Source organism: Chloroflexus islandicus (genome assembly GCF_001650695.1).
Taxonomy (GTDB): domain Bacteria; phylum Chloroflexota; class Chloroflexia; order Chloroflexales; family Chloroflexaceae; genus Chloroflexus; species Chloroflexus islandicus.
Map to the genome: position 1 here is coordinate 1 of NZ_LWQS01000054.1, position 14,439 is coordinate 14,439.

The window sequence follows — 14,439 nt, forward strand, 5'->3', positions numbered from 1 at the left end:
TTGAACACAGAATGCCGTATACCTGCCGGCCCCGGTAGGGATCGATCAGCATCGCATCGCGGAGCGTGAGCGGGCCAACCGCGCGCTGGATCCATGCCGTCAGTAACTCGTCGAGCAGGGCATGGCCGTCAGGGTCGAGCACCCGATCAAAGTCGCCGGCGCGCAAACGCGCGCGGATCGCTTCGGGTGATTGGGTGCGGACGATGTCGATCACCTGTGCGCGGTCGTAGCTGACGATAGCGGGTTGGATCATAGCTGTGCTCGTGTGCTTGTGTCCGGCTTGGCGGGTGTGTGTCCGGTGCGCGTTCGGTCCTGATGGGCCGGGCTAGGAGGCGGGGTACCGGTATACCCCGCCCACACCCGTATAATAGCGCAGAGCGGTGTGGGTGTGTGCAGGCGGGTGTTTGGACTTTCAGGGGTGGGGGAATAGTTGACCGCCGAGGGTGCGGGGGGGGGGGATAACAGTTTCCCTGCGCCTGCTTTTGGAGCCGGACAGCCGTCCGGCGCTACAGCGGCTTGGCTGGCTGGGCAATTTTGGGGGTGTGCCCCCACCCCCAACCCCTCCCCCGCTGGGGGAGGGGGAAAGTGTACCGCCGAGGACGCGGAGGGTGATCCCCTTTTCAACCCTTTGCGTTCTCGGCGGCCTTGGTGGCTTTGCGTGTTCCCCCTCTGCGTCTTTGCGGATCCGTACAGCCGTCCGGCGCTACGCTCCATCCTGCTCCACTGCTTGCCAGCGGGCCAAGAGGTCGGGCAGATCGGCGACGATCAGGTCAGGATGGATCGGGCCGGCGGTCGCTTCAGCCGCGGTGCTGACGCCGGTCAAGACCAACGCTGACGGCATACCGGCGGCGATGGCGCCGGCGATGTCGGTGTCGAGCCGGTCGCCGACGACGAGGGTTTGGGCCGGGGTTGCGCCGAGTATGGCTGCGCCAATGAGGAACATTGTGGGGGCCGGTTTGCCGATCACCAGCGGCGTGACATCAGTGGCGGCGCTGAGAGCGGCAGCAATCGCGCCGGCACCGGGAATCAGCCCCTCTTCGCTGGGAAAGGTGCGGTCGGGGTTGGTGGAAATGAAGCGAGCGCCGCGCCGGATGTGCAGGGTTGCCCGCTTCAGCCGCTCGTAGGTGAGCGTGAAATCGGCACCTTGCACGACTAACTCCGGCGCGTGATCATCCTCAACGAAGTAGCCATCAGCAAAAAGCGCCTCGCGCAAGCCTTGCATACCAACCACAAACACCCGCGTACCGGCAGGGTACTGCTCGCGCAGGTAGCGGGCCGTGGCCTGCGCCGACGTGATCACCCGCTCAGCCGGTAGCGCAATGCCCATCGCCGCCAGCTTGGCCTCGTACTGCTGCGGCGTCATCGAAGCGTTGTTGGTGATGCAGGCGAACGCGATCTGGCGTTCGCGCAAAAACTGCCACAGATCAGCCACGCCGGGCAGCGGCGTTTGCCCCCGGTAGAGCACGCCATCCATATCGAACAGGACGGCGCGGATGGTGGTGAAAGCGAGCATGCCCATCTCTCCTGTCACATCCGTTCCGGCGCGTTAATACCGAGCAACGCCAAGCCGTTGCGCAGCGCATTGGCAGTCGCGGCGACCAATTGCAGCCGGGCAGCGCGCAGGGCTGGCGTTTCGGCGCGCAAAACGGGGCACTGCTCGAAGAAGATGCCGAATTCACGGGCAGTAGTGTAGCACCAGTCGGCGATGACGAACGGCGCGTAGCGCGCACCGGCTTCACGCACCGCTTCGTGCAGCCGGGCCAGATGGCGGATCAGACGCTGCTCGCTGGGATGGGTGAGCAACGCAGGATCGGCATCGGCCAGCGTGGCGCCTTCGCTGGCGGCGCGGCGCAAGATCGAGCGGCAGCGCGCGTGCGAGTATTGCAGGTACGCCGCGCTGTTGCCCTCGATCGAGAGCATGCGATCCCAATCGAGGGTGATATTGCGGCGCGGGTCTTGATACAGATCGTTGTAGATCACCGCGCCAATGCCCACTGCCTCGGCGATCGCGGCCCGCTCTTCGGGCGGCAGATCGGCGCTCTTGGCATCGACCAAGGCGCGCGCCCGCGCCACCGCGTCGTCGAGCAGGGCTTCAAGGTAGACCATATTACCCTTCTTGGTCGAGAGGGGCTGGCCGTCAGGGGTGGTAATGACGCCGAAGGGCACATGCACCAATTCGACATCGCGGGCATAACCCATCGCCCGCACGATTGCGAAGAGTTGGCGGAAGTGCAGCTCTTGGCGGGCATCGACCACGTAGATGATATGCGACGGGTTAAATTCTTGGAGGCGGAATTTGATCGTGGCGATGTCGCGGGTCATATAGACAGTGCCGCCATCGTTGCGCTGAATGATAAACTTGGGCAGCTTGTCGAGTTCGGCCACCACCGCGCCATCGACATCGCGGAAGGCCGCCTCGGAACGGAGCGCCTCTTCGATCACGCCGGGCAGCATCGCCTCGTAGAAGCTTTCGCCGTAGGCATAATCGAAGCGGATGCCGAGCCGGTCGTAGTTGCGTTGCGCTGCTCGCAGCGAGAGATCAACGCACCACTGCCAGAGCTCGCGGGCAGTTGGATCACCCTGTTCGAGCGCCAGCGACCAGCGCCGGGCCTCGTCTTCGAGGGCCGGATCGTCTTTCATCTCGGCGTTGTAGCGGGCATAGAGCGCCTCAAGTTCGGCCATCGCCGCTTCGCCCTCGTTTTGGGGGCGGCCATAGCGTTGCATGGCGGCCAAAATAATGCCAAACTGCGTCCCCCAATCGCCGAGATGGTTATCGCCGATCACGCGATAGCCAAGCGCGCGGAAGATATGCACCAGCGCCTGCCCGATGATCGTCGAGCGGATGTGGCCGACGTGCATACGCTTGGCGATGTTGGGCGAGGAATAGTCGATCACCACTGTGCGCCCGGCGCCATCGGCCACCGTGCCGTAGGCTTCACCAGCGGTCTCAATCTCGTTCAAGACAGCCGCCGCCAGCCGTTGCGGGTGCAGCGAGAAGTTGAGGAATGGGCCGGTGGCGGTCACTTCACCAATCAGCGAGTCAGGGGGCGGCGCGATAGCGGAGGCCAGTTCAGCAGCGAACTTCGCCGGATCAACGCCGAGCGCCTTAGCCGCCTTAAACGCGACAAAGGTACGGTCGGCGGGAATATTCGGTTTAGGGGTGGTAATCTCGATCAGCTCGACCGGCACCTTGCCGGTGGCAGCAATCGATTCTTTGATTTCAGTGATGAAGCGTTCGAGCGCGTAGCCCATGGTTCTGCTCCCTTATGCAATTCCGGCCTTTAGTATACCGTATCTTGCCCGGAACGCAGCGAGCATAGGCCAAGGCGCAACGCGCGCAACCGGCCTGCCTTGCCGGGCCGATTGCCTTGCCCCTCTACGCTGCCGGCAGCTTGGGCGGCGGTTTAGGCGTATATTGCTCGACGAAGAAGCCGCGCAATTGGCCGCGAGCCGGGCTCGGACTAGTCTCGACCGCGATCAGCTCGCGCCCACGCATATCGAGGGTAATGGTCTGCGCGCGACCGGGGCTATTCATATCGTAGAGGCTGATCACGCCGGTATCGGGGCCAGTTTCGTCGTAGCCAATCGCCAGCACTTGATGGTTATCAAACGGCGAGCGGGAGCTGCCGATCAAGCAAATCGGCCACGGCTCGCCGGCGTCAATCTTGGTCTTCAGCGCGCGCCATTCGGCCTTGGTGCGTTCGAGCAGCCAGCGCGGGCCGGCGAACGGCAGCGGCAAATGCAGCATCACCATCCACGCCAACAGTTGTGGTGCATTGATGACAAAACTCTCGACCTGCCGCTGCCAGAGATAGTCACGCAACGCGCGCGAGCGGGGCGAGTCATCGAGCGGCAGATCGTTCCAATCCTTGCCGCGCGGCAATGGCGTGCCGGCGCGAAAATAGTCGGCAGCGGCGAAGGCCATCCCGCCGCACATGCCGTAGTGGGTCGGCAGATTGGCATCGGCCCACATATCGGCCACCCGTTGCACCATCCCGCTAATATCGAACCCACCGATTGAGGCGCGCACGTCCCGCGCCGCCGCTTGGGCCGAACGGCTGAGCGTCTGGCGCAATTCCACCGTCTGTTCGGGATTAAGCGGCCATGCATTGACGAAGGCAAAGCCGTGTTCTTCTGGGCGAAAGGCTGTGTGCGGCATCGACCGACCTCCTTGAATGCGAACGAATGCTAGAGCACGCATTGTCCCCGCGCGGCTCGCTCACCATCTGTCATTGCGAGGGCGCGCAGCGCCCGAAGCAATCTCCTGCTTCAGCGGAACTGATGCCTGAGCGGACATCGTCCGTGCTCGCGGGGGATTGCTTCGCCGCGCGGCGCGCGGCTCGCAATGACATAGACTATTTGGAGTGCGGCAGTTTTACTGCCGCATTCCAAAGCGTGGTAAGCACGCTATGGTCGCCACCGCGTACCCGCCGGCGCGAGTTTGGTATAGGCGGCAGTTTCACTGCCGCACTCCATAGTCGGCAAGCGCGCCATCGCCCGTACCTCGTGCCCGCAGGCTGGCGCTCCCTATCGCCACGTCACCGTCACCTCGACATTGAGCCGGTCGAGCGCGACGCCGGCATAGCGGCTCAGGCCAACCTCTTCCATCACCGGCGTGACCGGTTGGCCGGCAACTGTCATCGTCACGTCATAGCCGGCATCGGGAGGCAGCATAAACCGCACGTAGGCGGTGCGACCGCTGCCGGTGACGTATAAGCGCAGGCCCTGCGCTTCGCGTTGCCAGCGGTACGCAACATAACCATCAGAAGCGGGATAGCGCGCGACGACGTATGCCTGCATGATAGCAGGTTCAGCCGGCCAGCGGGGGCTAATGATCGCATCGTCGTAACGGCTTGCAGTATCAACAATGCCGGCCAGCCCTTCAAACAGCGCGCCGAGCATTGCGCTCGCGCCCCAGCCATCGGTGGGGATGGTGTCGGGGCCAGAGATGCCGGGCCGGCCATCGGGGTAATACCACAGATACGAGGCATTGGTCAGGCGCAGCAAATTGGCGTAGCGGCGGAGCTGATCAAGCCCATACGGCTCAAAGCCGAACGTAAACGCGCCGCGGGCCAATTCGCCGCCGACTAATGGCATAATTCCGCCATTGACATACTCGCCCGGCTGCTCGCCTTTGCCGCCGGCCATGCCGAAACTGCCCGGCGGGAAGGGCGGGTCGATGCTGTACCATTCGGCAAAGGCCCGCGCAAAATCGCGCCGTTCATAATAGCTGCCGATAATCGCCTGCGCCTGTGCTGCCGAGAGCACGCCACGGTTGAGCGCATACGCATTCGAGAGGCTCAGTTGCTCAGCGGCATCGACTCCTGCTGGGGTAAAGGACGGGTCTTCGGGGATGAAATGGGTGAAGAAGCGGCCATTCCACGCCAGTTCGTTCAGCCGCTGCATAATCTCATCCGAGAGTTGGAAATAGCGCTCGGCCCGCGCCGGTTCGCCCACCCGCTGCTCGATGCGGGCCAGCAACATCAACGCCGCCGCCAAGCCAGTATTATCGCCGTGGAACGTCCCCCAGATCGTGTCTGGCTCGATCCAGTGGCGCGGCGCGGGTTTGCCGTCGGGGCTGGTGGTCGTCGGGCCGTAGGCGAAATCCCACATATCGATGGTGTAGGGCCGGCGCACCAAACCGCGCTCTGCGTTCCAGCGCAACGGGTTGGTGGTGATGTACTCGACCGCGCGCCGCAGCGCCGGCAGATGGCTGCGCAGCCACGCATCGTCGCCGGTCATCTGCCACGCTTCGTACACCCCTTGAATGTAGAGAAACTCAAGGTCGGATTCAACCTCTTTGCGGAACGCGGTCACGTACCGTTCGGGGTAGTCAATCACATCGGGCAGGCTGCCATCGGGGAATTGGGCATCGCGGAAAGCGTCGAGCAAACTGGTGACATCTTGCTCGAAGTAGCGGAACCCGCGCCCCTGATAGACGTGATCGCGTAACCAGAGCAGCGGGTTATCGGGTGAGCGGTAGCCGCTAATGAGGCGGCCATTCAGCTCGTAACTCACCCGTGCTTCAGCCATCAGCCGGCGAATGCGCGGATAGAGCGAGTCGATGTCGCTTTGCCCGCTAATCAGCGCGGTCTGGGCATCAAGGGTGACGATCTGGCTTTGCGCGCCGGCTAGCCGGCCATCGATCAGCGCGACTGCCCACTGCGGCCCAAGCGCACCGCCCGCCGGCAACGTTACCTCGCCCGCGCCATCGGTGACAGTTGTCGCGCCTTCGGCGCTGAGCTTCCCAGCAGCATCGTAGAGTTGCACGGTCACTGGGCCGCTGTACGCGGGGATCCGCAGCGTGATCGGCACCGGTTGCAACGGTTGTACTGTCTGGGTTGGGGTAGCAAGCGCCAGCGAAGCTTGCTGGGTGGCCGGCGGCGTCTCGATCACCGGCGCCGGCGTCTGCTCGCGCCAATCGGCGGGCAGCCGTTCGGCGGCGGCGCCGCCGTTTTCCAACGCGACGATCCGCAGGGTTGCGAAATACTGCACTAATGCGCCGTCTACCCAGCGCGGTTCGCCGAGCGGCGGCCCAATGCGCGATCCGCCGGCGGCTTGCCATGCGCTGCGGAACGGTTCGCGCAGTTGATCGGTTTGGTTTGTAGGGGGCGGACTGCAACTGGTGAGCAGAACAATCCCGATGAATATGATGGCAAGTTGCTTCATATCTGGCATTATAGCGGAAGATGGCGCTGGCTGAGGCAGTGATATGAAGGGGATGCGGCAGTGATACTGCCGCACTCCATAAAATACAAGGCGGGCCAGTGACCAGCGGCCCGGCGTGGAGCGCGGGCGGCTCGCCCGCAAGGGGGCGCTGATATGGGCGGGCCAGCGGCCCGGTGGGATTAGGAGCACATGCGGCAGTGAAACTGCCGCACTCCATAAAATACAAGGCGGGCCAGCGGCCCGCGGCCCGGTGTGGAGCGCGGGCGGCTCGCCCGCAAAGGGGCGCTGATGTGGGCGGCCAGCGGCCAGCGGCCCGGCGGGATTGAGAGCACATGCGGCAGTTGCACTGCCGCACTCCAGAGATATACGGCGGGCCAGCGGCCCGCGCCCCGGTGGGATTAAGAGCACATGCGGCAGTGAAACTGCCGCACTCCATAAAATACAAGGCGGGCCAGTGACCAGCGGCCCGGCGTGGAGCGCGGGCGGCTGGCCCGCGAGGGAGAACTTAGCCTTCATATTGCATTTGCCGGATTGCCCTCGTATACTGGCTGTAATACCTCAAAACGCTCGGTCGAGCCGTTCGATTCGGTGTGCTGTGCGCCGCTGGGTCAATTCCACATGGAAGGAACTGTTATGTCACGCCTGCCCGTGATCTTCATCCCCGGCTTTACCGGTTCGTTCAACCTGCCGGTGTTGCTCGACTGGCGCGGCCCTACCTTGAGCGGCTGGGATTTTCCGCCGTTCGTCGATTATGGCAAAACGTTGCTGCAAACTTTCACGCAGGCCGGCTATCGCCGGAACCGTGATCTCTTTGTCGCCTTCTACGATTGGCGCAAGCCGGTCGAAGAGAGCGCGCGGCGCTATCTGACCGGCTGGATCGATCGGGCCAAAAAGGCCGCCAATGCTAACAAGGTCGTTCTGATCGGCCACAGTATGGGCGGCTTAGTGGCGCGCAGCTACATCCAATCGCCTGAATACTTGAGCCGTAACGATGTGGCCCGTCTGATTACGCTGGGCACGCCGCACCGCGGTTCAGCCGAAGCATACACCGCATGGGCCGGCGCCGAACCGCACGCCGATGAGACGCTGCGCACCGTGTTTGCCGTCTATTTGTGGTATCTGCGCCACATTCACCCGATCCAAACCGAACTTGACAAGGTGAAGACCATCCAGACCCAAGTGCCCGGTGTCCGTGATCTGTTGCCCATCGACGACTATCTGCTCAGCGGCAATCCACCGCAGCTCAAACCCATTACGAGTATGGCGAGCCGCAATCTGTGGGGCGAAATGGCCAATCAAGCCCAAGCGGTGGCAACCCTGACGCAGCGGGTCGCGGTGACGACGATCACCGGGGTGGGGTTTAACACGCTGAGTACCATTCTCGTTGGCCCGCCACCCGCCGATCATGCGCTGCGCTATGCTGATGGCGTACCACTCAGCCGCCATTACGACTCACAGGGAGATGGGACAGTGTTGCAGCGGATGGCGACGGTGCCGCAGGCCAACAATCTGCCGTCGCTAGCGGTGAGTCACGGCGCATTGCCCGATAACCCGCAGGCACTGGCGCTCGTCTGCCACGAGTTAGGCATTAGTCCCGGTGTGTTGGGCGCAGCGCCGGCAGCTTCACCGGCGCCGCCAACCCCGCGGTTGGTGGTGATGACGGCATCGCCAATTACGGTCGAGGTGGCAGTGCCAGCCGGGCTGCCGTTGGCGCCGGCTGGCGTGTTGGGCGCAGCGCCGAGCCGTGCCCGGCGCCGGCAGCGGCGCGTGCGCGGGCGCAATTACGGCCATGCCGGCAAGGCGCTCAATCTAGTAGTGATTGACAATCCGGTGGCTGGCGATTACCAGATTGCGGTGCATGGCACCGATTACGGCCATTTTGCGGTGGGGGCGATGCTGGTTGGCGCGGGTGAACCGCCGGTGCTCGGCGGTATAGGAGCAACGGCAGCGGCAGAGCCAGAGATTACGACAGTTGAGGGTGACATTGCCCGCGAGAGCGACCTCTTTTATACGGTCAGTCTCCGTCGCGCCGATGAGCCGCCGCAGGTGCAGTTCGATGCGCGCAGCACGATGGTCGCCGCCGTCGAACGGCTGGGTTCGGCGATGAGTGAGCGGGGTGGCGTGCTCGGCGCTGCGCCAGTAGTTGATGATCGGCTGGGTGGTGCGCTGCGTGGTGAGGCCGCCGCAGTAGATGCAATGATGGCGGCGCCGCCAGACCAGCGCCGCCAGATGATTGGCGAGTTGATTGAGCTGTGCAAAACGATGGTGGGTGACGAACGTGAGCGGGCATTGGCAATCATTACCGCTCTCGAGCGGGTGCGGGAGGCGGTTGGTTAGGCTGGGAGGGCGCGGCGGTATCTTACCGCCGCGCCTCACTGTCACTGGGCCGGTTCGGCGGTCACCTCAACGGTGATGACGCCGGCATCAACCGTTCCTTGATTCGGCACTTCGACCGGCACTTCCCAAGCCATCCCCGAAAAGGCGACATATAGCATTTGGCGGCCTGATGGTACATTCGGCACCGTGAAACTGCCATCAGCGGCAACCGGGATTTCAGTCGGGTTCGGCAGCACAAAGACGACGGCGCCGCCGGTTGGCGCGACCACACGCCCCACAATATCGCCGCGCCCGCCGGGCAGCGCAATCAAGTTGCTGCGCCATAGCGCGACTGCTCCCATCACAACCAGCGCCACGGCAAGCACGGCGATGGCGATGCGCACCACCCGCCGTCCTTGTCCGGGTGGAATGATAGGCGGTTTCCACTTGGCATAATATTCGGGATCGATTGAGCCACCAGATGGCGGTTGCGGGGAATGTTGCGGCCCAGACATCGCTCGCCTCCTTGGTTAATGACGCAGAGAACGCAAACCGATCTGGCGTATGCGCAGAGCCTACGGTCTCCGCACACTGAGATTGTCAAAACAGGCGCTGGTATTATCCCAACTGCGAAAGCCGATGCCACCGCTGGTAAAACTGCGGTCGCGTGCTTGTACGACCGGCTGGCCGTCTATATAGGCCGTAAAGGTATCACCGCGCACTTCTACCTTCACTTTCCGATCAGCGCCGTACCAGTCGTAACCGCGCGGCGCATCGACACGGGCAATCGGCGTGGTCAGCTCGCTGCCATTGACCCACTTGCGAATGATGAATGCGCCGCGACCATATCCCGGATCGTATTGGAAGGAGTAGCCGTTGAATTTTGCCCCACCCGAATCACGGAAGAAGATGCCATAGCCGTTACCTTTGGTGATCCGGGCCAGATCAACGTTAATTACGTAGTCATTCCGATCCAACGGACGGTAAATCCGTCCGGGACCATCAATGCACAGGCGGCCATCGCGGATCTGCCAGCGGCCATTTTGAATTGTCCAGTTGTTAAGGCTGGAAAAATCATCGCGCAGCAGATCGCCGCATTCCACGCCAAACGCGCCGGACGCTCGACAGAGTGCGTCGCGCGTCCCTTCTCCGGTGAGTGTTAACCCCACCACCACAACTGCCGCAACCAAGCCGAGCAAAATGGCTAACTCGGTGGCTGACTGGCCGGCGTCTCTCCTGCTTGTGTGTTTCATCGTGACGCCTCCTTACGATAATGATCAAGCGCAACAGCGCATAGCAGCCGGTAGGGGCATCAACGATCAGTGCTCACCTTGGCGGGGTTATTTCTTTGAATTACTCTCCGGCGCGCCAGACCTTTACCCGGTTGCTGTGAAAGGTGCTCTGGCCGCCGAGATCGGCCAAGGCGTCGGGTGTTGTCCAATTGACATTGCGGCCATCGGGTGAGAGCATAGCCCAATGACCTTTGGCGGCAAAGACGACTCCCGGCGGAACATTGTCGCTGATCACGGCGCGTAGCCGGCATTCGCCACGCTGGTTGCCAACGATAACCTCATCTCCATCGCGAATCCCGCGCGCGGCGGCGTCAGCCGGATTGATTTCGATGCTGGGAGGCCCTTCTTTGGTGCGCAGGCTCGGCTGGTTGGCCATGCTCGACGAGACGAAGTGATGCGGCGCGGCTGAAATGAGGGTCAACCAGCCCTCTGCCAACGGATGAGCGACATATTCGGCGGGTGGCTCGTAGTGGGGCAGTGGGTCTAGCCCCTGCGCCGCCATGGTTGCGCTCCACAGCTCGACCTTGCCCGACGGCGTCGGGAAGTGGCCGTCGGCAAACGGCACGTCGGTTTCTGGTGTCAACGCCAACCGTACCGTCCCTTCGCGTTGCAACCGCTCGTAGGTAATCCCGGCCAGAAACGGATTCCGCGCTCGCGAAGCGTCGAGCACGCCGCGGATCGCTTCCTCAGCGCTCTCGTGCAGCCATGGCTCGGTATAACCCATTGCCGCCGCCAGCAAGCGGGTCACGTCCCAATTGCTCTTCGCTTCCCCCAACGGCGCAATCGCCGGTTGGTTGAGCGTGAGGTAACGGTGGCCATAGGCGCGGTGCAGATCGAGATGTTCAAGCTGGCTGGTCGCCGGCAAGACAATGTCGGCGTAGCGTGCAGTATCGGTTAGAAAGAGGTCATGCACGACGGTGAAGAGGTCGTCGCGCCGCAACCCTTGCTCGATCAAGCCGGCGTTGGGCGACGATGCCAGCGGGTTGGCGCAATAGACAAAGAGCGACATGATCGGCGGATCGGTCACTTCGCCGGTCAATGCCGCCCCCAGCCGGTTCATGTTGATCATACGCGGGGTAGGCGGGCATTCGGCGCCATGCCCAACCGCGGCGCCATCCCATGTCGCGTAGCCGCCGGTGGAATAGGCGAACCCGCCGCCGCGCACGCCATACTGCCCCACCACCGCCGGCAGACAGAGCAAGGCGCGGAAGGTTTGGCCGCCGTTCTGGTGGCGCTGGATGCCATCGGCGGTCTTGATAATTGCCGGTTTGGTAGTGGCGTAGCGGCGGGCGAGATCAATGATAGTCGCCGCCGGTAAGCCGGTAATCGCCGCCACCCGCTCAGGATCGTACTCGGCGGCGCGGGTGCGCAGTTCGCGCCACCCGATCGTATGCTGTTCCAGCCACGCTTCGTCGTGCAGGTGCTCGGCAAAGATCACGTGCATCATACCAAGGGCCAGCGCGCCGTCGGTAGCCGGATTAATCGGCAGGTGCAGATCAGCCGAGCGGGCCGTCGCGGTGCGGCGTGGGTCAATCGCCACCACATACGCGCCAGCCCGCTGCGCCTGCCGGATGAACGGCATCGCGTGGGGGCCGGCGCTGGCCGGGTTGTGCCCCCAGAGGATGATCAGGCGGCTGTGCAGCAGATCATCATAATCGGGACTGCGCCGCGCGCCGAGGGTGGCGTAGACGGCAGCGTGGGCAGCGGCGCAGCAGATCGCGCGATCAAGGCCGCTGGCCCCCATCCGGTTCCACAGCCGGGCATCGACGATCGCAGTTTGCAACAGCCCCAGCGTGCCGCTGTACGAATAGGGCAAGATCGCCGCTGCGCCATACTCGGCGATAATCGCCTGCCAGCGGCTGGCAATCGTCACGATCGCCTCATCCCAACTGATCCGCTCCCACTGCCCGCTCCCCTTCGGCCCCACCCGGCGCAGTGGATAGAGCAGCCGATCCGGACTGTAGACCCGTTCGAGGTAGGGGCGCACTTTGGCGCAGAGCCACCCTTGGGTGATCGGGTGATCGGGATCGGCGTAAAACGCCACTGCGCGGCCATCACGCACTTCGGTGATAGTGCCGCAGGTATCGGGGCAATCGTGCGGGCAGCAGCCGCGGATCAGGGTTGTGGTCATAGCGCGCTCCAGTGTTTCTCTTTTGCTAGGCATATTGTAGCACTGCGGGCGAACGGCGCTGTAGCATTGTCATACCGGATGGTCGATGTTCCTTCGTTATCCCCATATATTCCACGACAATAGGTAGTAATGTGGATAACTGGCCGAACTTTGTGGATAACATTTGCATATCGGTGGATTACAGGTTGATGACAGTTTGGAGCGCTTGCCGCCTGTCATTGCGAGGGGGCGTGGTCAATTGTCATAGCGAGGGGGCAGGTCAATTGTCATAGCGAGGGAGCGGCGGCCCTGTCTGTCATTGCGAGGGGGCGTAGCCCCCGAAGCAATCTCCTGCTTCAGCGAACGCCATGTCTGTTAGGTAGTGTCCGGGGTTCCCACGGCGGGCAGCGGTGGCTTCCGCACTCGCGGGGGATTGCTTCGCCGCGCGGGGGCAGAGCAACGCTCTGCCCCTACGCGCGGCTCGCAATGACAACCGGGGCAGCGAGGGGGCGACGGCCCTGCCTGTCATTGCGAGGGGGCGTAGCCCCCGAAGCAATCTCCTGCTTCAGCGGACTGTATGCCTGAGCGGGAACACATAACGCCGTCCGCAGGCCAGCACGGTATACCGCCGGCTGGGCTTCAGCGGACTGTATGCCTGAGCGGGAACACATAACTTGCCAGCATAAGCGCCGGCCAATATGGTGATCGGTGAAGTCCCTCTTGCATAACGGCGATCACTTGCGCCCCAATCTGTGCTATGCTGGGAAGGGAACCGAGCCGAGAGCCATTGGCTGTCTTTCCCAAACCCGTATGACCCTCATTCTGTTTGAAGATGAACTGTGGCGCCATTTTGCCACCTTGGTGCAGGCCCGTCCGGTGTTTGAGCTGCGGTGCGGCGCGTTTACCACCCGCGAGCGGGCCGCGGCCATCCTTGGCCGTCCGGCGCGCGGGTTGGCTCGCCCGCACCTGATGCCGCACTTTGGGCCGCCGGGGGGGTTGGCCGAGCTGCTCGCCACCAGCGATCCGATCCTGTTTGTGAATGGGCGCGCGCTCAATTTGGAGTGGTTGCCGGCGCTTGATGGCGAGCCGGTGAACACGGTGTACATCGTGGGTGAGACGTTGCTCGGCGCGCGAGTGTCGCCGGCGCTGGCCAGTGCGATCGTCTATTATCTGCGCGAGCAGCGGGGTGAGGCGGCCCGCGATGAGCTGGCGCGCTTTGCGCGAGTGGTGGAGCTGCAAGTTCCGGCGGCGTTGCTCGTGTACCCGTGGGATCTGATCACGCAAGCCGGCGAGCAACTGATCCGCGATGAGCCGTTGCTCGCGCGCCGGTTGCCGCTCTTGACGGCTGATCAGCCGCACGTGATTACCCATGGCCGGCGGGTGTATGTCGATCCGGCAGCACAGTTGGCCGGGCCGGTAGTGCTCGATAGCCGCGATGGGCCGGTATTTGTCGAAGCAGCGCAGATCGAGCCGTTCAGCTATATTCAGGGGCCGGCCTATATCGGGCCGGGGACGTTGATCGCCAGCGCGCGCATCCGGGCCGAAACCTGTCTCGGCCCGGTTTGCCGGGTCGGCGGCGAGGTCGAGGCGTCGGTCATTCAGGGGTACTCGAACAAGCACCACGATGGCTTTCTCGGCCATAGCTGGCTGGGGGAATGGGTCAATATCGGCGCAATGACGACCAATTCCGATCTGAAAAACAATTACGGCTCGGTGCGCGTGTTGCTAGAGGGGATCGGCCAGATTGATACCGGCATTCTGAAGCTGGGATGTTTTCTGGCCGATCACGTGAAGCTGGGCATTGGCTTGCACCTGACCGGCGGCACCATGATCGGCACCGGCTCGAATGTGTTCGGTATGCACAGCGCGCCCAAGAATGTGCCGCATTTTACGTGGGGCGGCGAGACGTTTCGCGAGTACCGGATCGATACGATGATCAGCGTGGCCCGGATTGTGATGGCGCGGCGTAAACGCGAACTGACGCCGAGCTACGAGCAGGTGCTGCGCAAGGCGTTTGAGTTGACGCAGCCGAGCCGCGATGGGTTGGGGTGA

At 63.1% G+C, this 14,439-nt stretch carries 9 protein-coding genes and 1 pseudogene; 2 read left to right on the forward strand and 8 right to left on the reverse strand.

The window, feature by feature from the left end; genetic code table 11:
* The 5 genes and pseudogenes from A6A03_RS10275 to A6A03_RS10295 form a co-directional block, all read right to left on the reverse strand.
* A pseudogene (locus A6A03_RS10275) lies at window positions 1-253 on the reverse strand (hypothetical protein); the annotation flags it as partial.
* Window positions 254-703: 450 nt separating this feature from the next.
* On the reverse strand, window positions 704-1,513 hold the full coding sequence (locus A6A03_RS10280; protein WP_066787486.1) for an HAD-IIA family hydrolase: 810 nt from the start codon (window positions 1,511-1,513) through the stop codon (window positions 704-706).
* A 14-nt stretch (window positions 1,514-1,527) separates the two neighbouring features.
* Window positions 1,528-3,252: an arginine--tRNA ligase gene (gene argS, locus A6A03_RS10285; RefSeq protein WP_066787489.1), complete on the reverse strand. Its 1,725-nt coding sequence runs from the start codon at window positions 3,250-3,252 to the stop codon at window positions 1,528-1,530.
* 124 nt (window positions 3,253-3,376) lie between these two features.
* A complete protein-coding gene (locus A6A03_RS10290; RefSeq protein ID WP_066787492.1) occupies window positions 3,377-4,159 on the reverse strand; it encodes a hypothetical protein in 783 nt (260 codons plus the stop codon).
* Window positions 4,160-4,527: 368 nt separating this feature from the next.
* Window positions 4,528-6,669: a glucosidase family protein gene (locus A6A03_RS10295; protein ID WP_172812302.1), complete on the reverse strand. Its 2,142-nt coding sequence runs from the start codon at window positions 6,667-6,669 to the stop codon at window positions 4,528-4,530.
* A gap of 633 nt (window positions 6,670-7,302) precedes the next feature.
* Here A6A03_RS10295 and A6A03_RS10300 point away from each other — a divergent pair.
* Window positions 7,303-9,006 (forward strand): esterase/lipase family protein, encoded by a 1,704-nt coding sequence (locus A6A03_RS10300; RefSeq protein WP_066787495.1) that lies wholly within the window; start codon window positions 7,303-7,305, stop codon window positions 9,004-9,006.
* Between the two features lie 41 nt (window positions 9,007-9,047).
* On the opposite strand, the gene A6A03_RS10305 is transcribed toward A6A03_RS10300, so the two are convergent.
* From A6A03_RS10305 to A6A03_RS10315, 3 genes are all read right to left on the reverse strand, one after another.
* Window positions 9,048-9,500 (reverse strand): peptidase associated/transthyretin-like domain-containing protein, encoded by a 453-nt coding sequence (locus A6A03_RS10305; protein ID WP_066787497.1) that lies wholly within the window; start codon window positions 9,498-9,500, stop codon window positions 9,048-9,050.
* Between the two features lie 60 nt (window positions 9,501-9,560).
* Window positions 9,561-10,238, reverse strand: a complete 678-nt coding sequence (locus A6A03_RS10310) for a 3-keto-alpha-glucoside-1,2-lyase-like domain-containing protein (RefSeq protein WP_066787500.1) — start codon at window positions 10,236-10,238, stop codon at window positions 9,561-9,563.
* Window positions 10,239-10,338: 100 nt separating this feature from the next.
* Window positions 10,339-12,408: a molybdopterin-containing oxidoreductase family protein gene (locus tag A6A03_RS10315; RefSeq protein WP_066787503.1), complete on the reverse strand. Its 2,070-nt coding sequence runs from the start codon at window positions 12,406-12,408 to the stop codon at window positions 10,339-10,341.
* Window positions 12,409-13,197: 789 nt separating this feature from the next.
* On the opposite strand from A6A03_RS10315, the gene A6A03_RS10320 reads away from it, so the two are divergent.
* Window positions 13,198-14,439: a putative sugar nucleotidyl transferase gene (locus tag A6A03_RS10320; protein ID WP_066787506.1), complete on the forward strand. Its 1,242-nt coding sequence runs from the start codon at window positions 13,198-13,200 to the stop codon at window positions 14,437-14,439.